This window comes from Blautia massiliensis (ex Durand et al. 2017) (genome assembly GCF_051861785.1).
GTDB classification, from domain to species: domain Bacteria; phylum Bacillota; class Clostridia; order Lachnospirales; family Lachnospiraceae; genus Blautia_A; species Blautia_A luti_A.
Genome location: NZ_CP146725.1, coordinates 571,049 through 597,753 on the forward strand (window position 1 = coordinate 571,049; position 26,705 = coordinate 597,753).

Sequence of the window (26,705 nt, forward strand, 5' to 3'; positions counted from 1 at the left end):
TCTATGATATGATCTGTATATTTCTGCAATCTTTATATTCTTTGGAACAGCTTTCCGTCAGAATTACGGCTCCGTCAAATGAAAAGAATGTCACCGCACTGATCTGTCCGAACTTGGAGCTGTCAGACACTACGTACTTTTCCAGACACTGCTCCATGGCTGTTCGCTTTACCAGTGCCTCATTGGATTCCGGCGTGGTAAAGCCTTCTCTCTGAGTCATCCCGTTGGTCCCGAAAAAGCCCTTTGTAAAATGATAATTCTTCAGCATCTGCATGGCCTGACTTCCGATCACAGCTTCCGTAGATCCCTTCAGTTCTCCGCCGATCAGCAGCACACGGACTCCCATCTGAGCCAGAGCCCTGGCATGGGAAACACCATTGGTGACAAAAGTCGCCCCGGAGCCTTCCAGATGCTCCAGCATATATCCGGTAGTCGTTCCCGCATCCAGATACACAAAATCTTCCGGACGGATCAGAGCTGCCGCATAGGCTGCGATCTTCTTTTTTTCTTCAATATTCAGCTCAACTTTCTGGGCTACGGTAGGCTCATAGGCATTGACAGTATGTTCCAGTGACACCGCACCGCCAAAAACCCTGGTCAGCTTCCCCGCCTTGTAAAGCGCCGTAATGTCTCTGCGGATCGTAGATTCCGATGCATCCAGGATATCTTTCAGTTCTGTTACCGTAACACTGTTTTTTTCTCTGAGAAGGCCGAGTATGATCTCGTATCTCTGCTCCGTCAGCATTCCTTTTCCTCCTTCAAAAAAGACATCCCGATCGACCGGACCGGGATGCCTTCTGTTCACTCATTCTGAGATTACAGGTTCTCCTGCATGAATTTGCTTACTGCCTCGTATGCTGCATCCTCATCTGCACCATCGAATGTAAAGGTAACCTCATGTCCCTTCTTTACGCCAAGTCCCATAAGTGCAAGAAGCTTTCTGCACTCTACAGTCTTGCCGTCCTTCTCGATAGTGATCTTGGACTCGAAACCTTTTACAAGCTTCACAAGCTCTCCGGCCGGACGTGCATGGATTCCTTCGTTATCTGTTACTACATACTTGAATTCTTTCATTTCTTTATCCTCCAGTTTTTTATTTTAATTTTAAAAAATTTAAGCAACTTTTTTCTTCAGTCCCCCGAGAAGTACAGCTGAGATCAGAGTTCCCACAACCAGTGCGACCAGATACATCATTGCATTACCTACAACCGGGAATACGAAGATTCCGCCATGTGGTGCCATCCGTGTACAGTTGAAGAACATGGAGATCGCTCCGGCTGCTGCGGAACCGACGATACAGGACGGAAGTACATGGACCGGGTCAGATGCCGCAAAAGGAATCGCACCTTCTGTGATAAATGCAAGTCCCATAATAAAGTTGGTCGGTCCTGCCTCACGCTCTTCTTTTGTAAATTTGTCTTTAAACAGCAGGGATGCGAGTGCGATGGCACACGGAGGAGTCATACCTCCCACCATAACTGCTGCCATAATGTCATAGTTGCCTGCCGCAATAGCTGCTGTACCAAATACATATGCTGCTTTGTTGAACGGGCCGCCCATATCAATGGCCATCATACCATCGAGAAGCAATCCCAAAATTACTTTACTTGAATTTCCCATGCCTGTCAAGGCATTATTTAATCCTGTATTGATACCGCCATGATCGTCTCTACAACGAAGGTTATACAGAGTCCCATAAGAAGGACACCAGCAACCGGATAGATCAGTACAGGCGCTATTGGTCCGCTTTGCTGATTCCATCTGAAACCTGACATTCGATGACTTTCTTTCCATCGAAACGATCCATGGGAACCTTGGCATCTGCAGCTACAAGGATGCAGTCTGCCTCCCGTATCTCCTGACCCGTAAGTACATTTTTTGCTCCACCGGAGCCTCGTGTCTCTATTTTAATGAAACAGTCTTTCACCTTCGCTGCTTTTTCCAGTCCCTCTGCTGCCATGTAGGTGTGGGCAATACCTGTGGGCGATCAGGAAAAGAAGGGTAACCGGCTCATTTACCGCATCATCTTTACCCCTCTGTTACCTGTTCATATACTGCCTGAACCTCTTCCCTTGTGGCAAGATTTTCAGAAAATGCACTTGCGCTTCCTGCGGAAATTCCCATATGGAATGCATATTCGTGATCCTGTTTTTCCATCCAGCCTGCCATAAAGCCGGCTACCATGGAATCTCCGGCTCCTACGCCGTTTACCAGTGTTCCTTTCGGCGCCGGTTTTTCAAACACCTGACCGTTTTCCGCTACCAGGACAGCTCCCTCACCGGCCATTGAGATCAGCACGTTTCTGGCTCCTTTTTCCTGGAGCTTCTTTCCGTAAGGGATCACATCCTGACGGTTCTTAAGCTCTACGCCGAAGATTTCTCCAAGCTCATGGTTATTGGGCTTCACCAGGAACGGATGATACTTCAGGACATTTACAAGAAGATCTCTCGTTGCATCCACAACGATCATCACGCCTTTTCCGTCCAGTCTCGCCATGATTTTCTCATACATATCATCCGGCATAGATGAAGGAATACTTCCTGCCAGAAAAAGCACATCTCCCTCTTTCAGTGTGTCAAGCTTCTTCATCAGCTCCTGAACCTTTTCAGCGCTGATCTCCGGTCCCATTCCGTTGATCTCAGTTCCATCAATAGATTTCAGCTTCAGGTTGATCCTTGAAACGCCTTCCGGGATCCTGATAAAATCAGATCTCACTCCCATCTCCTCAAGCTTTCTTACAATCTCATCTCCGACGAATCCTGCCATGAAACCAAGTGCTGTATTCTCGATTCCAAGATTCATCAGCACGGTGGAAACGTTGATTCCCTTTCCGCCCGGAAGCATCAGCTCAGAGCTTGTCCGGTTGGTAAGTCCGAGTTTAAAATCCTCCACGGAAACAATATAGTCCAGAGACGGATTAAAAGTAACTGTGCAGATCATTTTTTCTCCTCCCATATCTTTTATCCTGCGGTTTTTGACCGCTTTTTATTGTTTTTCATTTTCCGAACTCAGTATACTTCCAAATTCATTCAAGGTCAATCAAATTGCTTCACAAAATTCATGAACGTTTTTGGTTGAGTTTGAACAAAAAAACGTGCATCAACCTTAGCTTTCCCTGGTTAATGCACGTTTATCCCTGACTGTATTGGTCACTTTCATTCAAATTCCGTTATAAATCTATGTACCATTCCAAATTCCTGTTTATATTGCCTCCATCCTCAGGTACATTTCCCGGAAAGCCGGATCTTCACATTCCATCACCTTTCCTGAATAGGATAGTTTCGCAATAACATTTATCTGATTTGTTTCTTATTCGCAGTATCTCTGACCATCTTCCGATATCTTCTCATCAGCTCCCTTGTCACTTTGTCTTCCTCAAACCGGATTCCTCCAATCTGACGCACCGGCATGATTCCCATCAGGGAATTGGTGACAAAACATTCCTGATACCCTTTAAGATCCGGAACATAGATATAGGTTTCTTCCACCTCTTCCGTGTCACAGAGATATTCACGGAGGATTCCCGGGAGAAGTCCGCAGCTGACTTTTGGTGTATAGATCATGCCATTTCGCACAAAGAATACATTGCTTACTGTCCCTTCCGATATTTGTTTCTTTGTATTCAGAAACAACCGTTCATCCATTCCTGCTGCTGTAGCATTACGTTTTTCCAGGATACAATCTCCGTAATTCATGGTTTTGTGATATACAAGAGGTGATGTTTCATTTCGTTTTACCTTGCTGACATCCATGATAAAGCCTTTTTCATAATTCTCCGGCGTATAATGATTGGCACGAAGAGAATACACTGCATTTTCCTTTGTAAGCATAAGCTTCAGCGCACAGTGTTCCAGTCCGTCAAATCCTTTCTGCACCTCCGGGCTTTTTTTTTGTTCTTCCAGATATTCTTCGATCCTCCCGGCTGTGATCCCACGTACTGCCGGATCACCCAGCTTCAGGAAATCTGCCGCCCGTTCCAGTCTTTTCAGATGCTTTTCCAGAAGTATGGGGGTTCCCTTTTCTATTCCTATGGTCTCAAATGCTCCCAGACCGAACTGAAAACATTCGTCTAAGATTATATTATTCATCCTCTGACCTCCTTATGAAGTGTTCCTGTCAGATCTTCCGATCTGTCCACAGAGCCTTTCGCTTTTACCGTTCTGTATGTTTCTCTACTGCAGCGCATCCAGGATCGCTTTCGCCTTCTGCAGAGTCTCCTCGTACTCAAAATCCAGATCTGACTCTGCTGTGATCCCGCCGCCGACACCAAGGTGATATTTTCCGTCTTTATGAAGGGCTGTACGGATCACAATGTTGAAATCGCAGCTTCCGTCCAGTGTCAGGTAGCCGATAGAGCCTGTATAAAGATTTCTCTTGCCGTGTTCCAGCTCGTCAATGATCTCCATGGCACGGTATTTCGGCGCACCGGTAATAGAACCGCCGGGGAATGCAGCCTCCAGAAGATCCATAACATTTTTTTCTTCTTCCAGTTTTCCTTCAATATCCGATACCAGATGAAAAACCGTAGCGTATGCTTCCACTGTAAAAAGCTCGGTTACCTTCACGCTTCCCGGTGTACACACCCGGTTCAGATCATTTCGCTCCAGGTCTACGATCATAAGAAGTTCACTCTTATCTTTTCCGGAATCCTGAAGCTCCCGACGGAGCATTTCATCTTCCTCAGATGTTACGCCACGTTTTCTTGTTCCCTTTATAGGACGGGTATTTACATGACGGTCTTTCATCTTCAGAAACCGTTCCGGAGATGCACAGACGATCTGATAATCTCCGAAATCCAGATATCCGCCGAAAGGAGACGGATTATTTTTCCGAAGATCATAAAAAACATCCAGAGGTGGTTTTTCGCTTTCAATGGTCAGCTGCTGCGTCATATTGGCAATATAGATATCACCCTCTATAATATATCGGATCATCCGGTCTACTGCCTGCTTGTATTCTTCTTTTTCAAAGTTGGGATGAACCTGGATCCTGAATTTCTCACGGTGAGAATTTTCCGTGACCATCCTGTTTCCGGATTCCTTTTTTTTCCCTGTTTCCGATCCTTCCTGTTTCCCCGCCTCTGTAAATTCCCGGATTGCTTTTTCCATCGCTCCGATTTCTGCTGCAGCGTCTGCACTGATTCCGTTTGACACAAGATAGGTTCTTTTTTCCTGACAGTCTTCTATGATAAAACAGTCATAAAACGTCAGAACTGCCTCCGGAACAGTCACAAGATCCTTTTCTCCGGATGGTACTCCCATCTGTTTTCTTCCGTAATCATAGGAAAAATATCCTACTGCACCGGATACGATGGGAAGTCCGCTGTTATTTTTGTCTTCATGGGTATTTAAATATTCCCGCATATAGTCTTCAAAGGTTGTTTCTGTTTCCGGCCTTCCGTTGATGGTAAAGCTCTCTCCGTCCTTTACCAGCTTCAGATACGGACATCTTCCGATCACGGAATAATGTCCCAGCTCATTGACAAGGGAGGAATCCAGAAACGCTGCTCCGGGTTCTCTCTCGTAGATCCGAAAAATGTCCACTGCCGGGATATATGGGGTCAGTTCTTTTATTCTTCGCTGATTTTTGTACATATTTTTACTCCTCTTTCTGAAAATTCTCCGCGATCCTGCAAAAATTCTCAAGAAGCTCATGTCCATATTCCGTAAGAACGGCTTCCGGATGGAATTGCACACCATAGATAGGCAATGCTTTATGGGAAATTCCCATAACAGCACCATCATCAGAAAGCGCATCCACCTGATATTCCTCCGGGATGCTGTCTTCCCGCACGATCAGGGAATGGTATCTTGTCACCTTGTATTTCTCAGGCAGTCCTGCAAACACTCCTGTTCCGTGGTTGTGGATCTCTGTTACTTTTCCGTGCATGGGACACACGCCCTTTTCCACTACTGCTCCCGCGCAGTGGCCGATCACCTGATGCCCCAGACAGACACCAAGAACAGGAATCCTTCCCTGAAATCTTTTTACTGTATCTACGCAAAGCTTCGCATCCCAGGGACGCTTCGGTCCCGGAGAAAGAATGATCCCTTCCGGATTCAGCTCTTCCAGCTCCTCCAGGGTGATCTCATCGCAGCGTCTGACCAGGATCTCTCTTCCAAGCTCCTGAAAATATGCCTTGAGATTATAAACAAATGAATCGAAATTATCGATCATCACATACATGCTTTTTTCCTCCATATCAAGCAGATATTTAAGACTCTCTTTATCGTCTGCTCACAAAAAAAGGGATAACGACGGCATGTCAAAAAGACATGCACAGTCGTTATCCCCTTGCGGTCCGTAATCTGTACGTTCTAATATAAATTGTACTGCTGATTATTTCTGTTTCTTGGTCTCCTCATAATGATGGATGTCTGCCAGTACAGCGTTTACATCAAGTCCGTGTACCATACATGCCTCCTCAAGAGACTCACCGATAGAAGACGGACAGCCGATGCAGTGCATTCCTTCCTGCATAAGAATGTATGCAATCTTCTCATCGTATGCAAGCATCTCGCCCATTGTTGTTTCCTTTGTGATTTCCATGATCTATATTCTCCCTTCTGGATCTGTAATCTTACCCGGAATCCCGGTTTCCTGGTTTTTTCCGCAGTTATAATATCATTATAACTGTATCTTCCATAATTGCAAGCCTAAATTTATTCTTTTCATTTTCTGTATTATACCCACTCAGGCAGCAGTTTCCTTTTTTCCCCTGCTCCACTTTTTCATCACATAAATATAATACGGGATCAGAGGGATCAGCGCTGCGATCCATGCGGCAGGATCCGCCAGACATACACCTGCAAAACTTGTTTTTCCTGCAACAAACATAACGATCGCACTTCTTGCCGCCAGTTCAAACACACCGCCCAGCATGGGAACCAAGCCATATCCCAGTCCCTGAAGTCCGTTTCTGTAGAGGAAGATACTTCCAAGGAACGGATATGCCCAGAATACCGTATGAAAATAAGTAACAGAAACATTAATAACATCCGTCTGGGATTTGTCAATAAATAACCAGGTCATGTACTTTCCGAAAAAGAACATAATGATCATAGTGATCACACTCCAGATCAGGATCATGATCTGGGTATATTTCATTCCTGCTTTTACACGGTCCATCTTTCCGGCGCCCCGGTTCTGTCCTACATAGGTTGCCATCGTCGCACCAAAAGCTACAAATACAGTTGCAATGATATTCTGTATTTTTCCCGCAGCGGAAAATCCTGCCATATATACAGAACCGTAAATATTTACCGCACCCTGCACAATAATGGTTCCGATCGCTGTGATGGAAAACTGAAGTCCCATGGGAATACCAAGGGCCAGCAGATAACGGAAGCTGGTAAAAGAAACTTCAAAGTTTTCTTTCTTCAGATGCAGGATCGGGAACTTTTTGATAATATAGATCAGGCAGCAGACTGCGGAAATTGCCTGCGCGATAACCGTAGCATAGGCACAGCCTTCCACTCCCATCCCGATTTTTACAATAAACAGAATATCCAGGAACACATTGATTACTGCCGAAATAATCAGAAAATACAGCGGAGATTTTGAATCTCCAAGTGCACGGAGAAACGCTGCCAGTGAATTATATGCCGCTGTTACGATCAGGCCTGCATAAATAATTCCCATATATCCCTTCACAGATCCCATCAGATCCTCCGGTGAATTCATCAGCCGCAGAATCGGTTCATTCAAAGCCTCAAAGCCAATGGTCATCACAATGGCAAAGGCTGCTGCAAGATAAATGGACATAGCTACGTAATGACGCATCTTATCATATTGCTTCGCCCCGAACCACTGGGATACCAGAATGGCAAAGCCACTGCTCAGTCCGTTAAGCCATCCGGTAACAAAAAACATCAGCGAACCGGTGCTTCCGATTGCAGCCAGCGCATCTACTCCCAGGAACTGACCCGCAACAATGGAATCCGCAATGTTATAAAACTGCTGAAAAATATTTCCGAGACACATGGGAATCATAAAGCGGATGATCAGGCTCACCGGATTTCCCACGGTCATATCATTGGTCTTGTCCTTTGTCAATTTCATCCAACTCCTTTTCCACAAATATAACTATCTTTTATTTTTTAAAAACAATCAATTTACTGATCACATAATTCAATACGATCACAACCACCTGAGCAACAAGTTTCACTGCCATGCTGTTAAATCCAAGCCAGGTGATAAATACCGCAAGGATTGCTTCCTCCACAATCAGAGTAAAGAGCCGTCCTCCGAAAAACGAAGCCATCTGCTTTAAAAATCCGGCGGCGGAATCCACCTGCCCGTCGAATACCCATGTCCTGTTTGTAAAATACTGGAACAGTACGCAGACCACCCAGCAGATCACATTGGCGATCAGCGCATTCATGCCCAGGCCCTTATCCAGCCATGCATACAACGCAATGTTCAGAAAAAATGTGAGCCCTCCAAAGAACAGATACATCAGAACTTCCTTATGTTTCTTATAAAAAGGTTCAAATATATTCAGCACCGGAAGATGCATCAGTTTATCAAAAATGTCCTTCTTTTCCTCCACATCCATATCCTTTCTCCTATTCAGTTTAAGCCGTAGCTTTATCATATGTAAACTTATATAACATAGCAAAAAAAATCCCGAATGTCAACGCATTCCAGGAGTTTTCTGTTTCTGTATTTGTATCAGAACTGCTCTTTCACTCAGGCCTTCACAGCCCAGCGCATCTTCGTGGATCTGGCGCGCCCATTCTGTGCACATTCCTGTGCGGAAGGACGGATCACATCTTTTGAATAGTCGGAATAGATGCCGTCTTTATAACCCTGCTTTAAGGCTTTCTTTACCAGCTTGTCCTCTCCGGAATGGAAGGTAAGGATTGCTACACGGCCGCCTGGCTTCAGCGCTCCGGGAAGTTTTTCCATAAAATCATAGAGGACCTCGAATTCCCGGTTCACATCAATACGCAGTGCCTGGAAAACTCTCTGGCATGTTTTTTTCACCGTGTCTTTCCTCTCTTTTTCAGGAAGGAAAGACAATGTCTTCTCAATGACTTCACGAAGCTTCGTAGTGGTATCTATGTGGTTTCCTCTTCGGATCTCATCTGTGATGGCCTTCGCGATCTCCTCACAGTACGGCTCATCGGAATTCTCATCCAGCATTCCGGCAAGCTCTTCTCTTGAAATGGTATCCAGACGCTGTGCTGCGCTGATCCCGGTTTCCTGGTTCAGCCTTAAATCCAGAGGACCATCCACCTTAAAGGAAAACCCTCTCTTGGGATTGTCGATCTGCATAGAAGACACCCCAAGATCCGCAAGGATAAAATCAAAGCCACCAACTTCCTCTGCGATCTCATCAATGGTGCAGAAATTCTGGAGTTTAATTGTCAGGATATCTTCTCCGAATCCCTGCTCTGCCAGACGTTTTCTTGTCTTGGCAGATTCTTCCGGGTCCACATCCGTGGCGTACATGTGTCCCTGACCTCTCAGACATTCCAGCATGGCCTTTGTATGCCCACCGTAACCAAGTGTAGCATCAAATCCAACCTGTCCCGGCCTGATCTCCAAAAAATCAATGATTTCTTTTACCATAATGGAAATGTGCATTCCAGCCGGCGTGTTTCCCTTGCTGATCACATGCTCAATGGTATCCTTATACTTTTCAGGCTGAAGCTCTTTATATTTCTCCTCGAATTTCTTCGGATATTTTCCTTTATACCGTACACGTCTCTTATGAGGTATCTGTGATTCCTGATTCATAAAATTCTCCTTATCCTCCGGCTTTATCTGCCCTGTTTTTTTCATGATACCATGAATCCTATTTTTCGTAAACCGTGGGAATACTTCAAAAAATATCATAAAGAAAAAAAGCCTCTGACAATCTGTATTTCTACAGACTGCCAGAAGCTTTATATATGCTCAGACTGAAACTTCAGCCTGAAATGTATTCTTACTTATGCGTTCTTCTTAGCGATTGCTGCCTGTGCTGCTGCAAGACGAGCGATCGGTACACGGAACGGTGAGCAGGATACATAGTCAAGTCCGATCTCGTTGCAGAACTCTACGGAAGACGGATCTCCACCGTGCTCACCGCAGATACCTACGTGAAGTTTCGGGTTAACCGGTTTTCCAAGCTGGATTGCCATCTTCATGAGTTTACCCACACCAACCTGATCAAGTTTAGCAAATGGATCGTTCTCGAAGATCTTAGCATCATAGTATGCGTTAAGGAACTTACCAGCGTCATCACGGGAGAATCCGTATGTCATCTGTGTAAGGTCGTTTGTACCGAAGCAGAAGAAGTCAGCCTCTTTAGCGATATCATCAGCTGTAAGAGCTGCTCTCGGGATCTCGATCATAGTACCAACCTCGTACTCAAGGTCAGAACCAGCTGCTTTGATCTCAGCGTCTGCTGTCTCTACAACGAATTTCTTAACATATTTAAGCTCTTTGATGTCACCAACAAGCGGAATCATGATCTCCGGTTTGATGTTCCAATCCGGATGATTCTTCTTAACATTGATAGCTGCGCGGATAACAGCGCTTGTCTGCATCTTAGCGATCTCCGGATAAGTAACAGCAAGACGGCATCCACGATGTCCCATCATCGGGTTGAACTCGTGAAGGGAAGCGATGATTGTCTTGATCTGCTCTACAGTCTTGCCCTGAGCATCAGCCAGTTTCTTGATGTCCTCTTCCTCTGTAGGAACGAACTCATGAAGTGGCGGATCAAGGAAACGGATTGTTACAGGATTTCCTTCAAGTGCCTCATAGAGTTTCTCGAAGTCTCCCTGCTGCTCCGGAAGGATCTTAGCAAGTGCTGCTTCTCTCTCTTCTACTGTCTCAGAGCAGATCATCTCACGGAATGCATCGATTCTGTTGCCCTCAAAGAACATATGCTCTGTACGGCAAAGACCGATTCCCTCTGCACCAAGCTCACGAGCTTTCTTAGCATCAGCAGGGGTATCAGCGTTTGTACGAACCTTCATTGTTCTGTACTTGTCAGCCCATCCCATGATACGTCCGAACTCACCAGCGATCTTAGCATCTACAGTCGGGATAAGTCCGTCATAGATGTTACCTGTTGTACCATCAATGGAGATTGCATCTCCTTCATGGAACTCTTTACCAGCAAGTGTGAATTTCTTGTTCTCCTCATCCATAGCGATATCGCCGCATCCGGATACACAGCAGGATCCCATACCACGGGCAACTACAGCTGCGTGAGATGTCATACCACCACGAACTGTCAGGATACCCTGAGCAGCTTTCATACCTGTGATATCCTCTGGGGATGTCTCAAGACGAACAAGAACAACTTTCTCTCCTCTTGCAGCCCACTCAACAGCGTCCTCTGCAGAGAATACGATCTTACCGCAAGCAGCTCCTGGAGAAGCACCAAGGCCTTTGCCCATCGGTGTAGCAGCTTTAAGAGCAGCTGCATCGAACTGCGGATGAAGAAGTGTATCAAGGTTACGAGGATCGATCATTGCAACAGCCTCTTCCTCAGTTCTCATTCCCTCATCAACGAGGTCACAAGCGATCTTAAGAGCAGCCTGTGCAGTTCTCTTACCATTACGTGTCTGAAGCATATACAGTTTACCATGCTCTACAGTAAACTCCATATCCTGCATGTCTCTGTAATGTTTCTCAAGAGTCTCGCAAACCTGTTTGAACTGTACGAATGCTTCCGGGAACTTCTGCTCCATCTCGGAGATGTGCATAGGTGTACGAACACCAGCAACTACGTCCTCGCCCTGTGCATTGGTAAGGAACTCACCGAACAGACCGTTAGCACCTGTAGCAGGGTCACGTGTGAAGGCAACACCTGTACCACAGTCATCACCCATGTTACCGAATGCCATCATCTGTACGTTAACAGCTGTACCCCAGGAATATGGGATATCGTTGTCACGACGATATACGTTCGCACGTGGGTTGTCCCAGGAACGGAATACGGCTTTGATCGCACCAACCAGCTGCTCCTTCGGATCAGTTGGGAAATCAGAACCGATTTTGGATTTATACTCAGCTTTGAACTGGTCAGCAAGCTCATGCAGGTCAGCAGCTGTAAGCTCAACGTCCTGCTTAACACCTCTCTTGGTCTTCATCTCATCGATGAGCTCCTCGAAGTATTTCTTACCAACTTCCATAACTACATCAGAATACATCTGGATGAATCTTCTGTAGCAGTCCCAAGCCCAACGCTCATTGCCGGATTTCTCAGCAAGAGTGTTAACAACTTCTTCATTTAAACCAAGGTTGAGGATTGTGTCCATCATACCAGGCATAGATGCTCTCGCACCAGAACGAACGGATACAAGCAGAGGATTTTCTTTGTCACCGAATTTCTTACCGGTAACTCCTTCCATCTTGGTAATTGCTTCCATGATCTGAGCCATGATCTCATCATTGATGGATCTGCCATCCTCGTAGTACTGTGTGCAGGCCTCTGTTGTGATTGTGAAGCCCTGCGGTACAGGAAGACCGAGGTTTGTCATCTCAGCAAGGTTGGCACCTTTGCCGCCCAGAAGATTTCTCATAGTAGCATTACCTTCTGTAAACATGTAAACCCATTTTGCCATTTTACATTTTCCTCCTAATTATTGTTCTTTAAAACATAAAAAATGTATGTTTTCTACGCACATAATTATTTTATAGATTTATCTTTCATTAGTCAAGGTTATTCTTCCAAAAAACAGCAATTTCTCTTGTGAAATATGACAGATTTTCCAGTTATATTTTTCACAGATTGTATTTTTCTCGTTATCGTCTGTAAAATGTGCTAAAATAGAAAAAAACATGCAGCAATTCCGAGGTAATATTACCCGAATGCTGTCATACAGGAGGTTTATCATGACACGAACGATTGAAAACAGCTTTCTTAAGATTTCCGTTTCCGATCACGGTGCTGAACTCACCGGCATCTATGACAAGACTAATGACAGGGAGATCCTCTGGCAGGCAGATCCGGCTTACTGGAAACGCCATGCGCCTGTACTTTTTCCCAACGTGGGACGTAACTACAAAGATATCTGGCGTCTGAACGGAAAGGAATATCCTTCCAGCCAGCACGGTTTTGCAAGGGACAGCGATTTTATCTGCACGGATATCACCGATACTTCCCTTTCCTTTGTCCTTAAGTCCTCTGAAGAAACCCTGAATGTTTATCCGTTTGCTTTCGCTCTGAAGATCACCTACACTCTGAAGAAGCACGACCTGGAAGTATGCTGGGAAGTAGTTAATAATGACTCTGAAACTATGTATTTTACCATCGGCGGCCATCCGGCATTCCGTGTTCCGGTACGTGAAGGCGAATCCCAGAGTGATTACCGTCTTGCTTTTGAAGGCCTGGACGCTCTTACCTATCTCCTTATCGATACGTCTGTAGGAACAGTCCTTGCTGACGAGCCACATACACTTTCCCTTGAAAACGGAACCTGTTCCATTGCTCCTCATATGTTTGATAAAGACGCTCTTGTTTTTGATAACGGCCAGATCCAAAAGGCCGGTATCCTCTTCCCGGACGGAACTCCATATCTGACACTTACCAGTGAGGGCTTCCCGAATTTCGGTATCTGGTCCGTACCCGGTGCTCCCTTCGTATGCCTGGAGCCGTGGATGGGACGCTGTGATGACTGTGGTTTTGAAAAGCCTCTTTCCGAAAAAGCAAATATCAATGTGCTGAAACCAGATGAGGAATTTATCAAGAGCTATCAGATCACCGTACACTGAGCTATGATAAAAAAGATCCGCCATACATCGGCTTTTTCAGCTGTCTGTATGACGGATCCTTTTATTTATCTTACTGTCTCAATACGCTCTTATTCTCTCACAAAATGATACTGATAAGCTCTGTACTCCCCAAACTCTGCAGGAAGCGGCATTCCACCATGCATCAGAGCAGCTCCGGAATAGATCCTGCCGGTAGTCTGGTCCTTATAAAGTGCACTCTCATCAAGGCCGCGAAGCTGCACATAATTCACAGTCATATTTCCATGGATCTCCTCCATGACAACATTGAGCAGAACTTCTTCCTGAGAATTTCCAACGATCTCCCATGCACAGACCTCACTCTTAAACGGATCTGTCAGGCGATAGTACCGTCCGTTCTGGATCAGTGGCGCATATTTACGGAATTCCCCGATCTGGCTGCGGACCTCATCTTTTTCTTCCTCAGTCAGCTTCAGAAGATCCAGCTCGTAGCCGAAGGTTCCGGACATGGCAACCACACCTCTGGTATGTAACGGGGTGATCCTTCCTGTCTGATGGTTCGGCACTGCAGACACATGTGCTCCCATGGCCGATACCGGATATCCGAAGGAAGTGCCATACTGGATCCGAAGCCTGTCAATAGCATCGGAGTTGTCGCTGCACCAGATCTGCGGTGTGTAATACAGCATGCCTGCGTCAAATCTTCCACCACCGCCGCTGCAACCCTCGATCAGAAGATCCGGATAACGGTTCACCATACGGTCCAGAAAATCGTACAATCCCAGGACATAATCATACATTACACGTCCCTGATCCTTGGTCATTACGGAAAATACATCCATCAGGCTTCGATTCATATCCCATTTAACGTACTCAATATTGGCATTATCCAATACCGCACTGATCTGTCCGAAGATTCCGTCTACAACTTCTTTTCTGGAAAAATCAAGTACCAGCTGATTTCTGGATCTCACTGGTTTTCTTCCCGGAATCGTAAGTGCCCAGTCCGGATGCTCACGGTAAAGATCACTGTCCTCAGAGATCATCTCAGGCTCGATCCAGATACCGAATTTCACTCCAAGGTCATTGACTCTTTTTACCAGTCCGCCGAGAGTCTCTCCAAGCTTCTTCTCATTGACATACCAGTCCCCAAGACCACTGTTGTCATCGTCACGTTTTCCAAACCAGCCGTCATCCAGAACCAGCATATCGATACCAAGGCTCCTTGCCTCTTTTGCCAGATTATATAAAGTCTCCCCTGTAAAATCAAAATATGCTGCCTCCCAGCTGTTTACCAGCACCGGACGAACCTCTGTCTTATATTTACCACGGCAGATATGATGACGGATGCAGCTGTGCAGATTCTGGGAAAGACGGTTCATTCCCTGATCTGTGTAGCTTAAGATCACCTCAGGCGCATAGAAGGTCTCTCCGGCTTCCAGCGGATACCGGAAGCACTCCTCCTGTACACCAAGGAGCATTCTTGTCTGATTGTACTGATCTTTAAGAACCTCACCCTGGAAATTTCCACTGTATACAAAGGACATAGCATAGCAGCCCCCATGATCCTCTGTAGTGTCCTTTTCTGCCAGGATCATCATCGGATTATACTGATGGCTGGAAGTACCACGGACACTGCCGATCATCTGACTTCCGTGTGCTACCGGAACCCTCTGCAGATTCCGCTCCATGGCATGTCTTCCGTAAAAAGTAAGCAGGTCATAATCTCCGTAAAGAAAATCCAGTTCTGCGGACATCACCTTGTTCACATAGATCTTCTCACTGCTCTGATTGCGGACATAGACGCTTCTTGTAATGATATCCAGTTCCGGAAGTACACCGTAAAGAAGCATGGCCTCCACACCGGTAGCCGGATCCTCCAGTACGATCTCCAGAGTCTGTGCCTCATCATTGTCCGCATAAACAGCCGGAAGCCCCGGAAGGCTGTATTTACCGTCACGGATAGTATAGCTCTTGTAACGCATATCACAGCTCATGCTTCCGTCACCGTTTTCCAGCATCAGTGATGCACTGCGGAAATCTCCGTTTCCGTAGCAGGAAAGCTCCTGTGGAAGAGCGTCCATGGAATAGGTTCTGTCTGTTCCCGCATCATAGGGATTTCCGGAAAATCCCCTGTCATAGTAGGTCAGAAGATAATCCATGCAGCCTTCTGCCTTTTTGCCATAATAGAGATGAAGAAGAAATCCGTACTGATCCACCTGCATCTGATATGTAGTCTCTTTTGTCTGCAGGGTAAACGTTCTGTCTTTCTCGCAGTAGATGATTCCCATATGTGAATCCTCCTTTTTCTTGTGTTTTTATTTTACGGCACCGTTTACAACACCATTTAAAATGTGCTTCTGGCAGATCAGATAAAACAGAAGGATCGGAAGCAGTGCCAGCAGATAAGAGGCAAACGCAAGGTTATAGTTTGTTCCGAACTGAGTCTGGAAATTCAGCTGTGCCAGAGGCAATGTGGTTCCACCTGTAGATCCGGACATGATAACCAGTGGAGTCATAACGTCATTCCAGGTTCCAAGTGCTGTCAGAACTGCCACTGTGGCATGCATCGGCTTCATGATCGGAAAGATGATCTTCCAATATGTTTTCCAGGTGCTGGCTCCATCCACACAGGCAGCCTCCTCAAGGGCCATTGGAATGTTTGTCAGATATCCGGAATAAAGAAGCACGTTCATAGGCATATAAAATACTGTGTAAAGAATGATCACACCGACTTTGTTATCAAGCCCCATCTCAGCAGTCTGCTTTACAAGCGGCATCATCAGGATAGCAAACGGAACAAACATACCGCTCACTACATAGAGATAGATAAATTTATAAAATTTACTTCTCTTGTTTCTGGCTATAGCATAACCTAAAAGTGAATGAATTACAATAGCAAGAACCACTGTGATCACAGTGATCAATACACTGTTTCCAAGAGAATGCCAGAAGTCTGTTACCTCCATAGCTTCCCTGAAATTGGCAAAACTGAATTTCTCTGGCAGAGACAGGATCCCGGCTACACTGTTGGTCATCTCTGTCGGCTGCTTGAATGCGATCACAATTGTCATATAAAGCGGAAATACCACTGTGATAAGGCCAAGGATCAGAAGGATCGTTACCGGCCAGTTCGCTTTTTCTCTTACTTTCGTTTTCATTACAGCTGCTCCTCCTTTTTCCCTGTGATAGTCAACTGCGCTGCAGAAATGATCACGATCACAATAAAGAATATAACCGCATTAGCGCTCTGGAATCCAAACTGACCGCCACTCATACCATTGTTATAGATCAGATAGGAAATGGATTCTGTACTCTGTGCAGGACCACCCTTTGTCAAAGCCATGATCTGATCAAATACCATCAGGAAGTTTTTCACACAGAGAACCATGTTGATGCTGAAAAACGGAACGATCAGCGGGAATGTCAGGTAACGGAACTTGCTGAATCCGGTAGCACCATCAATAGCGCCTGCTTCGTATACATCCGCCGGCACTGTCTGAAGACCGGAAATGTAGATGATCGTATTCATTGCAATGGACTGCCATGCACACACGATCACGATGGCAACCCATGCCAGGCTCGTACTGGAAAGCATGCTGGAAGACAATGTTTTATTTCCGATCATCTTTCCGAATGCAGGCAGGATATATGTAAAGAAATAATTGAAAATATATCCTACGACCAGTGCGCCAAGTACATTCGGAATAAAATAAGCTCCACGCAGTGCACTCTTGAAACGGATCTTACTGTTCAGTCCAAGTGCCAGGATCAGGCTGAGTACATTTGTTACGATAGTTGCCACGATGGCCAGCTTAAAGGTAAACAGATAGGAACCGCCAACACGGCTGTCTGTAAAAAGATCCTTATAGTTTCGAAGTCCTACCCAGTCATAGCTTCCATAGCCTTTAAAGTTTGTAAAGCTGTAGATCACACCCTTGATCAGAGGCAGTGTGTTAAAGCAGAAAAATAATGCCACGATCGGAATGGTGATCAGAAGAAAGGTCAGCTTTCTTCCACTCATAGATTTTTTTCCCATGATCAGTTCTCTCCTTCCCCGTTCTTCTCCTCATAGTCCTGTACTTTACGGATAATGTCACGGTTATATCTTGTCCAGTCTGTATCAAATTTTTTCAGGAATGCATCTTTATCCTTTTTCATCAGGAAAGTCTGGATCTGTGCATCCACAGCCATCTCTGTAGGATAATAATGATCCTGGTAATCTGCCATTTTTCCCTCTTCTATGTATTCCTTCATACCATCCAGAGTAGCGGGAAGTGTGAAATCCCCCTCTTTGCATGGAACTGCCTTCTGGTCATCCAGATATGTCTGTACATTTTCATCCTCAAGGAGGAAATCCAGCACTTCATAGGCAGCTTCCTTATTCTCACAGTCATTCATCACACAGAACTGAAGGTCAACTCCGGAATTCAGTTTGTTTTCTGACGGATCATTGCTTGCCGGTGTCACAAAAGAATCAATATCCATATCCGGATTTACACTCTGGATCTGCGGGATCGCATAGCTTCCGATGGGATACATGGCAGCTTCCCCTTTTGCAAAAGCGGTGCAGGCTCCATTGTAATCATAGGCAAAGGGATCATCCGGTCCATACTGGATAAGCTCCAGCATACGGTCTGCTACTTCCTTATACTCTTTTTCAAAAGTAGCGTTTCCCTGGTTTACCTGACGGCATACATCGGCTGGTGCAAGATCTACCGCAATAGAATTCCACGGTGCAAGACAGGTCCAGGTATCTTTAAATCCGAAATAAAGTGGCTGGATACCTGCATCCTGAATTTCCTGGCAAAGGCTCATAAATTCATCCCATGTAGTCGGGATCTGCCAGCCATGCTCCTTGAAAAGCTCACGGTTGTAAAGGATTCCGGCGGCATTGGCCACGTAAGGAACCGCATAGACTCCGTCTTCCGGAACGAATTCCAGTGCTTTATCAATTTCTTTATATGCATCTTTGATCGAATCCAGTCCCTGATAATCGGAAATATCCATCAGCATATCAGAATCAATAAAATTGGAAAAGTTAACATCGCCTCCGATTCCAATGATATCCGGATTATCCTCACGGATAAATCTTGTCTTCAATACAGTCATAGCATCGTTTGGGGATTCGATGGTAAGATGGATATCATCATGAGTGGCATTGAATTTTTCTTCCAGTTTTTCAAATGCCTTAACTGCTTCCGGTTTATACTGCACAAGTTCGATCTCTGTCTTTCCGCTGTCCTTTTTACCTGTGCCGCATCCGCTCAATGTAACGGAAGCTGCCATGGTAAAGGCAAGTCCCATACAGAGGATCCATTTACTTCTGTTGCGCATCTTGTAATGCTCCTTCCTTTTCCTTTTATTTGATAAGTCGGATATCACCCATTTAACTGATATGGCTATCCGGGTTCTCCAATACTTATTCTCTGGTTTCTTTTTCTGAAAGTTATTTTAACATAGCTTTATGCTTGCATAAATAGCAGTGTTTTTCTTGTTTTATATTAAAATGCAATTTTTCTCTGTCTTCATTAAAGTCATCTAGCATTTTGATATATTTTACGCCTATATCACTGCTTTTATCTAAAATTAGTATATTCCGGATTTATCGAAAATCAACAAGTTTCTCGAGAAACTTAATTTTCTCACAAAGTTTTATCGATTATCCTTCTCTTTTTTGTATATTTTACAGGCTGTTTTTGTAATTGCATTTTTATACATATGTTGAAGTTCCCTGCTGTTTTAATATATAATGTTACTGAAACCAGACAAAATCATACGCCTAAAGGATAAAAATATGAATGACCTTCTCTTCTCCGTTTTTCCAAATGAAAACTTTGTTGATATCGGACTATACCAATACGGCTGGGAGCACTGCGCTCCGGCACATTCATTCGGCCCGGCAGCACGAAACCATTATATTTTTCATTATGTGATCTCCGGTACCGGAACTCTGATGGCAGACAATTCCGCAGGAGAAACCATCACCTATCAGGTAAAAAGCGGCCATGGTTTCATGCTTTTTCCCGGTCATATCAACACCTACATTGCAGATACCGACTTTCCATGGGAGTACACCTGGGTGGAATTTGACGGGCTCCGGGCAAAAGAGATCGTGGAAACTGCAGGTTTAAGTCCGGACCATCCGGTCTATCACAGCCACTCTGCAGATCTCCGCCAGAAAATGATGGAGGAAATGCTTTACATCAGCCATAATTCCCAGGAATCATCCTTCCATCTTATCGGACATACCTGGCTTTTTCTGGATTACTTTATGCGCTCTGCTGAAACTGTCCGCATGAAACAGGATGGAAGTATCCGTGATTTTTATATCAAGGAGGCGCTCTCTTTTATTGAACAGAATTTCCAGAATGATATTTCCATTGAGGATATCGCAGCCTGCTGCGGCCTGAACCGAAGCTACTTCGGTAAGATCTTCCACGACACCATCGGACGTTCTCCCCAGGAATTCCTGATCAGCTATCGCATGACCAAAGCTGCAGAACTTCTTAAGATCACAGCCCTGTCTATCGCAGATATCGGAAATGCAGTCGGATATCCCAATCAGCTGCATTTTTCCCGGGCTTTCAAAAATGTATACGGAATGTCGCCAAGAAACTGGCGGATGAAAAACAGACTTGTTGAAAAAAAGCCTCCGGTCAGAAAATAGCCGGAGGTTTTTTATTAAAAAATGTATTTACTTAAAATGTAAATTTATCAGCAAAGTATGCATCAAGCTCATCGATCTTCACACGTACCTGCTCCATAGTGTCACGGTCACGGACTGTAACTGCACCGTCATTCTCAGACTCGAAGTCATAAGTGATACAGAACGGAGTACCGATCTCATCCTGTCTGCGGTAACGTTTACCGATATTTCCACGGTCATCGTACTCACAGTTGTACTTCTTGGAAAGCTGCTGGTAGATCTTCTCAGCACCCTCGTTAAGCTTCTTGGAAAGCGGAAGCACACCGATCTTAACCGGTGCAAGTACCGGATGGAAATGAAGGACTGTACGGACATCATTCTTCTCTTCATCCAGAACTTCCTCATCGTAAGCGCTGCAGAGGAAAGCAAGTACCATACGGTCTGCTCCAAGTGATGGCTCGATAACGTATGGGATATATTTCTGTTTCTTCTCATCATCAAAATATGTGAGATCCTGGCCGGATACATTCTGATGCTGTGTCAGGTCATAATCTGTTCTGTCAGCGATTCCCCAGAGCTCACCCCATCCGAATGGGAAAAGGAATTCCACATCTGTGGTAGCCTTGCTGTAGAAGCTCAGCTCTTCCTTATCATGGTCACGGTAACGAACCTCATCATCCTTAAGTCCGAGAGCACTCAGCCAGTCAAGGCAGAACTTCTTCCAGTATGCAAACCACTCAAGATCTGTATCCGGCTCGCAGAAGAACTCAAGCTCCATCTGCTCGAACTCACGGGTACGGAATGTGAAGTTACCCGGTGTGATCTCGTTACGGAAGGATTTACCGATCTGTCCGATACCAAACGGGATCTTTTTACGGGATGTTCTCTGTACGTTCTTGAAGTTTACGAAAATACCCTGTGCAGTCTCCGGTCTTAAATATACAGTATTCTTGGCATCTTCGGTAACACCCTGGAATGTCTTGAACATCAGGTTGAACTGACGGATATCTGTGAAGTTGTGTTTACCACAGCTCGGACATCCTACCTCGTGTTCTTTGATGAAGTCCATCATCTTCTCCTGGGACCATGCATCTACGCTTCCCTCAATGGCAATGTCATGCTCTGCACAAAAGTCCTCAATGAGCTTATCTGCACGGAAACGCTCGTGGCACTCTTTACAGTCCATAAGAGGATCAGAAAATCCGCCAAGATGTCCGGAAGCGATCCATGTCTGCGGGTTCATAAGGATCGCACAGTCAACACCTACATTGTACGGAGACTCCTGAATGAATTTCTGCCACCATGCACGTTTTACGTTATTTTTAAGCTCTACACCGAGATTTCCATAATCCCATGTGTTTGCCAGGCCGCCGTAGATCTCGGAACCCGGGTAAACAAATCCTCTGGCTTTTGCAAGAGCTACGATCTTTTCCATTGTCTTTTCCATGATTTCTCTCCTCTTGACTTGCAGCTGTTCCGCCAAATGCGTCCGGAAAGCTCCGGAAAAAGCTGCTTTTTTACATTTTTGGTCTTATTATACTAGTATCCTCATGATTTTTCAAGGATATTTCCAATTGCATTGCATCCTGTCCTGCTTTTGATAAATAAATCGTTACGGTTATTCCGCAGCCGACAATGATCTATCTCATCAATTCCAGAATCTCCAGACTTTTAAACCGCTTGTCTGTATTCAGCTCCGTATACCGGTAAATGTGGCGTTCCAGTTCCCGCAGCACATCATCCCGCACTGTAAACGTATACAGCTTTGCCAAGGGGGACACGGCTATGTAGCGCATGGCATACAGGGCAGCCGCTGAGATCCGTTTCCTGTCCATGGCTATCCTGCTGCAGTCCGCACACAGGATCCCATGCTCGTCCTGGGAGAAAAAAAGTTCTCCGGTTTCTTCCTCCGTAAGCTCTCTCCCGCAGCCCGCACACTGGAACAGCTGCGGCATCACGCCCTGGATCACCATAGTCCGCAGTTCATAGATACAGCGCACCAGCCGGTCTTCTATATGAGGATTCAAAATGGCTTTGATGGTCACATAGAGAAGATTCATCATCTCTTTCTCATCCGTTCCCTCTTTGCCAAAATAATCTGCCAGCTCCAGAAAATAATATCCATAGTAAACCCCCGGCTGCCGGGTGGCCAGCTCCACAAAATGATGCTGCACGCTGACCTGGTTCAGATTATAGCTTGTCCTTCCCTCATAAAGAGTAAAGCTTCCGAATACAAACGGGTTAGCTGCTGCCATGAACGGACTGTTCTGCCGTCTCGCTCCCTTGGCAAAAGCGGAGATCTTCCCCCTCTCTCTTGTGAGAAGGACGATCCGCTTGTCATAATCCCCTACCGGCATGGCAGAAAGTACCACTCCCTGTACGGTAATCAGATCACTCATTTTCAGATTTCTTTCTTATCATATCCAAAGTTCTTGATCAGGAAATCACTGTCTCTCCAGTTCTTAGTCACCTTGACCCAGAGCTTTAGGTTTACCTTTGCTTCCAGCATACGCTCCAGCTCATAGCGGGCATTGCTTCCGATCTTTTTCAGCATGGCACCCTGTTTTCCGATGATGATGCCTTTGTGGGAATTACGCTCGCAGATGATGGTCGCATCAATATCTATGATGTTGCTTCTTCCCGGACGTTTCTTCATCCGGTCAATGGCAACGGCGATTCCGTGAGGGATCTCCTCATCCAGTGCATGCAGAGCCTTCTCACGGATGATCTCTGCGGCGATCTGGCGCTGAGGCTGGTCGGTAACTGTATCCTCATCATAGAACATCGGTCCGTACGGAAGATATTTGAAAATACTTGGAATGATATCCTGTGTGTTTTTTCCGCGGAGGGCAGAGCAGGGAATGATCTCTGCAAAATCACAGATCTTACGGTAGGTATCGATCGCAGGAAGAAGCTCTTCTTTTTTTACCGTATCGATCTTGTTGATGATGAGAATCACAGGAACTCCAACCTTCTGCAGCTGCTCGGCAATGTGGCGCTCTCCCGCACCTACGAATGTGGACGGCTCCACCAGCCACATAATGGCATCTACTTCCTTCAGGGTTCTCTCCGCAACCTGTACCATGTATTCTCCAAGCTTGTTTTTTGCCTTGTGGATACCCGGTGTGTCCAAAAATACGATCTGTCCCTCATCACAGGTATACACGGTCTGTATCTTGTTTCTGGTTGTCTGTGGCTTGTTTGATGTGATGGCGATCTTCTGTCCGATAAGATGGTTCATCAGCGTGGATTTTCCAACATTCGGTCTTCCGATGATCGCAACAAAGCCTGATCTAAAATTATTATCCATCCTTTATCCTCTCATAATCCTTTCACGGCCTGCTATCCCATTTAACGGACAGCAGGCTTTGTTTCTCCTCAGCCGATCAGTGGCTTCACTTCCATGAATACATCTTCCGCCTTCTCTATTGCAGTCTCACTTCCTACTACGCAGATCTGATCATCGGAAAGTACTGCTTCTACAAGAGCTGCCAGTTTCTGGATATCTTCCTTCTGCGCTCCGAGGATCTGATTTCTTTCCTTCTGGAGCATATCCTCTGTAACATTGGAGAAATATGCGGTTTTTGAGATACTTCCCTGCATCTGCGGAGTTCTCGGCACATCCTTGTTGCTGATCGTTCCGATGATATATTTTGTCATCTCACGCTCGTCTGCCTCAAAGGCACGGATATAATCCGGCACTCCCTGGTATACTTCCAGGGTTCTCTTTAGATGGGGATCACGGTAGGATACCAGGAAGCTCTCTCCGTTTCTCTTAAAGCCGCTCATGCAGCCATACGCTCCACCCTTTACACGAAGGTTGATCCAGAGATAATCGTAGCTTAAGATCACTTTCAGGATCTCCAGTGCACCGGTATACTCCAGGCTTTTTTTGCGGAAGTTTCCGTTCTGTGCCACATACTGGACCTGGCCGGAGGTCTTGAAGGCTTCGTTTTTCTTTATGCAGGGGGCCTGCTTCACAGGCTCCGGCTTCTGTCCGTTAAACAAGACTTTTTTGATCCCGGCAGCCTGTGCTTTTACTGCATCCAGAGATTCTCTCTCTCCGGTATAGCTTACACAGAAATTCTCCGGACGAAGGACCTCTTCCATCACCTTACGGAGATTTTTCACGATCTCATCCTTGCAGCTGTCAAAATCCTTCTCCAGTTTTTCGATAAACTGATAATATCCGATTCCTGCCATCTCATCCTGGAATGCCGCCATCGGAGATGCGTAGGAAGCACCACGGAGAACGGCGGTGGAATGGCCTGCACTTGCAAGGCTGGCCTGGGCTCTAGATCTCACTCTGGCAATGATCTCGTAGAGACGTTTGGTGTCATCCAACTTCGAAGTTGTAAGAACCTCCCGGATCATGGAAAACATGAAATCCATCTCCGGATATAACGCTTTTCCTCTTACGGCAAACATGGCACGGAATGCATCGGTATCCTGGGCATCATCAAAAACCTCTATCCCATAGGCAATACCGCCGGTTCTCGCATTCACTTCATTAAACAGCTCGCCATACGTGTAATTCTCCGTATCCACTGCACCAAGCACAGATTTCAGAAGTCCCAGATAATGAACTGTATCAACATCAAAGTCATGGATCTCAAAAAGAAGATCTGCATAACCGATACCATTGGTGCACACATCATGATACAGAAACAAGCTGTCCTCCACATGGTGCTCCTCGTTTGTCAGCCCTGTGATCTCTTTTTTGATGTCTTCTCTGGAGAGCATGGGGATGCAGGTCAGCGCTTCCGGAGCTTCCTCCGCTTCCTGATAAGCCTCCAGCGCTTTGGTGTTCTCTACCATCCGGGTAAGCTCTTCATCAGAAAGGCGCTTTCTGTAATTCTCCAGCTTTTCTTCCAGCTCCTTATCTCTCTTTGCTGCAAGGCCCTTCTCCGGTACCAGGGAAAGGACCGCACCATGGGTATTGTCCAGAAGATATTTTCGGATCAGCTCCTCGAAATATCCCTCTTCCAGGGCTTTCTTAAGGAACTCAAAGCCCTCCAGAAGCTGCACCTCGCAGAACGGCTTCGTATCATCATAAAGCCAGCTGCTTAAAATATCCAGGCCATACATCAGCCCCTTCGGATAGGAAGAGAAATCTGCTTCACGGAAACGGAATTCATAGTAATTGATCCCGGCTGTTACTGCCTTTTTATCAATTCCTTCCTCTGCGATCTTTGTGAGAGTATCACGGATCACCTTTATGAATTCCTCTTTCCGACTTAAGTTTGCTCCCTTTGCCACAATGGAGAAATAGGTCTGCTTGATACCATCCTCAAAGGAGCCGTAGATATCTTTGCCGATCTTTGCATCCAGAAGTGCCTGCTTCAGTGGTGCACCCGGTGCGCTTAAGAGAGCATAATCCAGAACCTCGAAAGCAAGACTCAGGTTGATATCTGCCGCTTCACCCACAACCATATTGTAGGAAAGATAGGTGTTATCCTCTTCTCCCTCATCCTCTGATACCGGATAAGGCTTCTGAATGTCCTTTACCTGGGCAAAGGCTTCCTGGTCCCGGATCTCGGAATCAATGGCAAGAGGATCAAAAGCAGACAGATAATGGCTGTCAAGAAATTCCAGCTTCTCCTCCATATCCATGTTTCCGTAGAGATAGATAAAGCTGTTGGACGGATGATAGTACTGTCTGTGGAAATCCAGAAATTCCTCATAGCTGAGATCCGGAATATTTACAGGATCTCCGCCGGACTCACAGCCATAGGTTGTATCCGGGAACAGCGAATTCATGATCTCTCTCTCCAGAACATCATCCGGTGAGGAAAAAGCACCCTTCATTTCATTGTAAACGACACCGTTGTATTTCAGCGGGCCTTCTTTCTTCTCCAGATGGTAGTTCCAGCCTTCCTGACGGAAGATCTCTTCTTTTTTGTAAATATTCGGATAGAATACCGCATCCAGATATACATGCATCAGATTCTGGAAATCCCGGTCATTACAGCTTGCTACCGGGTAGCAGGTCTTATCCGGATAGGTCATGGCATTAAGGAAGGTATTAAGAGAACCTTTTACCAGCTCCACAAAAGGATCCTTAAGCGGAAATTCCCTGGAGCCGCACAGTACGCTGTGTTCCAATATATGAGCAACACCTGTACTGTTTTTCGGCGGTGTACGGAATGCAATGTTAAAAACCTTATTCTCATCACTATTCTCGATGAGCATCACTCTGGCTCCTGTTTTTTTGTGTCTCAGAAGCCATCCTTTTGAATGAATATCCTGAAGCTCCTCTTCCTTCAGGACTTCATATGCGTTCAGATGATTGGGATTCATAAAATAGTAACCTCCTGAATGTTTCTCTTCACACCCGACAGGGATCTTCGTTCAAAAA

21 protein-coding genes and 1 pseudogene are annotated in these 26,705 nt (G+C 45.6%); 2 read left to right on the forward strand and 20 right to left on the reverse strand.

Features of this window, described 5'->3' with window-relative positions:
- Position 1 precedes the first annotated feature (1 nt).
- The 12 genes and pseudogenes from V9W66_RS02970 to ppdK all read right to left on the reverse strand — a co-directional run bounded on the left by V9W66_RS02970 (position 2) and on the right by ppdK (position 12,569).
- Positions 2-745: a DeoR/GlpR family DNA-binding transcription regulator gene (locus V9W66_RS02970; RefSeq protein ID WP_144095836.1), complete on the reverse strand. Its 744-nt coding sequence runs from the start codon at positions 743-745 to the stop codon at positions 2-4.
- 71 nt (positions 746-816) lie between these two features.
- On the reverse strand, positions 817-1,074 hold the full coding sequence (locus V9W66_RS02975; protein WP_015525831.1) for an HPr family phosphocarrier protein: 258 nt from the start codon (positions 1,072-1,074) through the stop codon (positions 817-819).
- A gap of 39 nt (positions 1,075-1,113) precedes the next feature.
- Positions 1,114-1,984: pseudogene (locus tag V9W66_RS02980) on the reverse strand (PTS fructose transporter subunit IIBC); the annotation flags it as partial.
- A gap of 44 nt (positions 1,985-2,028) precedes the next feature.
- Entirely contained in the window at positions 2,029-2,940 is a 912-nt protein-coding gene (gene pfkB / locus V9W66_RS02985) for a 1-phosphofructokinase (RefSeq protein WP_022426093.1), read from the reverse strand.
- A gap of 353 nt (positions 2,941-3,293) precedes the next feature.
- Positions 3,294-4,088, reverse strand: a complete 795-nt coding sequence (locus tag V9W66_RS02990) for an aminotransferase class IV (protein ID WP_144095834.1) — start codon at positions 4,086-4,088, stop codon at positions 3,294-3,296.
- 84 nt (positions 4,089-4,172) lie between these two features.
- A complete protein-coding gene (gene pabB / locus V9W66_RS02995) occupies positions 4,173-5,594 on the reverse strand; it encodes an aminodeoxychorismate synthase component I (protein WP_144095832.1) in 1,422 nt (473 codons plus the stop codon).
- Between the two features lie 4 nt (positions 5,595-5,598).
- Complete coding sequence (locus tag V9W66_RS03000; protein WP_044961185.1) at positions 5,599-6,186, reverse strand: anthranilate synthase component II; 588 nt, start codon at positions 6,184-6,186, stop codon at positions 5,599-5,601.
- 153 nt (positions 6,187-6,339) lie between these two features.
- The gene (locus V9W66_RS03005) at positions 6,340-6,549 is read right to left on the reverse strand and encodes a DUF1858 domain-containing protein (protein ID WP_021650997.1); all 210 of its coding nucleotides are present in this window, start codon (positions 6,547-6,549) and stop codon (positions 6,340-6,342) included.
- A gap of 144 nt (positions 6,550-6,693) precedes the next feature.
- The gene (locus V9W66_RS03010) at positions 6,694-8,061 is read right to left on the reverse strand and encodes an MATE family efflux transporter (protein WP_129974629.1); all 1,368 of its coding nucleotides are present in this window, start codon (positions 8,059-8,061) and stop codon (positions 6,694-6,696) included.
- Between the two features lie 31 nt (positions 8,062-8,092).
- Positions 8,093-8,557, reverse strand: a complete 465-nt coding sequence (locus V9W66_RS03015) for a GtrA family protein (RefSeq protein WP_015525821.1) — start codon at positions 8,555-8,557, stop codon at positions 8,093-8,095.
- 134 nt (positions 8,558-8,691) lie between these two features.
- A complete protein-coding gene (gene rsmH / locus V9W66_RS03020; protein ID WP_144095829.1) occupies positions 8,692-9,744 on the reverse strand; it encodes a 16S rRNA (cytosine(1402)-N(4))-methyltransferase RsmH in 1,053 nt (350 codons plus the stop codon).
- Between the two features lie 194 nt (positions 9,745-9,938).
- A complete protein-coding gene (gene ppdK, locus V9W66_RS03025) occupies positions 9,939-12,569 on the reverse strand; it encodes a pyruvate, phosphate dikinase (RefSeq protein WP_144095827.1) in 2,631 nt (876 codons plus the stop codon).
- Between the two features lie 271 nt (positions 12,570-12,840).
- Between ppdK and V9W66_RS03030 the strand changes: the two genes are divergently transcribed.
- On the forward strand, positions 12,841-13,719 hold the full coding sequence (locus tag V9W66_RS03030; RefSeq protein WP_144095825.1) for an aldose 1-epimerase family protein: 879 nt from the start codon (positions 12,841-12,843) through the stop codon (positions 13,717-13,719).
- Between the two features lie 89 nt (positions 13,720-13,808).
- On the opposite strand, the gene V9W66_RS03035 is transcribed toward V9W66_RS03030, so the two are convergent.
- From V9W66_RS03035 to V9W66_RS03050, 4 genes are read right to left on the reverse strand one after another with little or no spacing between them, the layout of a single operon-like run.
- Positions 13,809-15,989 (reverse strand): alpha-galactosidase, encoded by a 2,181-nt coding sequence (locus V9W66_RS03035; protein WP_144095823.1) that lies wholly within the window; start codon positions 15,987-15,989, stop codon positions 13,809-13,811.
- Between the two features lie 27 nt (positions 15,990-16,016).
- The gene (locus V9W66_RS03040) at positions 16,017-16,859 is read right to left on the reverse strand and encodes a carbohydrate ABC transporter permease (RefSeq protein ID WP_144095821.1); all 843 of its coding nucleotides are present in this window, start codon (positions 16,857-16,859) and stop codon (positions 16,017-16,019) included.
- On the reverse strand, positions 16,859-17,737 hold the full coding sequence (locus tag V9W66_RS03045) for a carbohydrate ABC transporter permease (RefSeq protein WP_144095819.1): 879 nt from the start codon (positions 17,735-17,737) through the stop codon (positions 16,859-16,861). Before V9W66_RS03045 ends, V9W66_RS03040 begins: the two co-directional genes overlap by 1 nt.
- A gap of 2 nt (positions 17,738-17,739) precedes the next feature.
- Positions 17,740-19,035: an ABC transporter substrate-binding protein gene (locus V9W66_RS03050; protein ID WP_144100422.1), complete on the reverse strand. Its 1,296-nt coding sequence runs from the start codon at positions 19,033-19,035 to the stop codon at positions 17,740-17,742.
- A 460-nt stretch (positions 19,036-19,495) separates the two neighbouring features.
- Between V9W66_RS03050 and V9W66_RS03055 the strand changes: the two genes are divergently transcribed.
- The gene (locus V9W66_RS03055; RefSeq protein ID WP_144095817.1) at positions 19,496-20,368 is read left to right on the forward strand and encodes an AraC family transcriptional regulator; all 873 of its coding nucleotides are present in this window, start codon (positions 19,496-19,498) and stop codon (positions 20,366-20,368) included.
- 31 nt (positions 20,369-20,399) lie between these two features.
- Here V9W66_RS03055 and V9W66_RS03060 read toward each other — a convergent pair whose 3' ends face one another.
- From V9W66_RS03060 to V9W66_RS03075, 4 genes are all read right to left on the reverse strand, one after another.
- The gene (locus tag V9W66_RS03060) at positions 20,400-21,794 is read right to left on the reverse strand and encodes a glycine--tRNA ligase (RefSeq protein ID WP_092069375.1); all 1,395 of its coding nucleotides are present in this window, start codon (positions 21,792-21,794) and stop codon (positions 20,400-20,402) included.
- Between the two features lie 193 nt (positions 21,795-21,987).
- Positions 21,988-22,746 (reverse strand): DNA repair protein RecO, encoded by a 759-nt coding sequence (gene recO, locus V9W66_RS03065; RefSeq protein WP_144095815.1) that lies wholly within the window; start codon positions 22,744-22,746, stop codon positions 21,988-21,990.
- A gap of 2 nt (positions 22,747-22,748) precedes the next feature.
- Positions 22,749-23,657, reverse strand: a complete 909-nt coding sequence (gene era, locus V9W66_RS03070; RefSeq protein WP_015525809.1) for a GTPase Era — start codon at positions 23,655-23,657, stop codon at positions 22,749-22,751.
- A gap of 68 nt (positions 23,658-23,725) precedes the next feature.
- Positions 23,726-26,647 (reverse strand): insulinase family protein, encoded by a 2,922-nt coding sequence (locus V9W66_RS03075; protein ID WP_144095813.1) that lies wholly within the window; start codon positions 26,645-26,647, stop codon positions 23,726-23,728.
- Between the last annotated feature and the right edge of the window lie 58 nt (positions 26,648-26,705).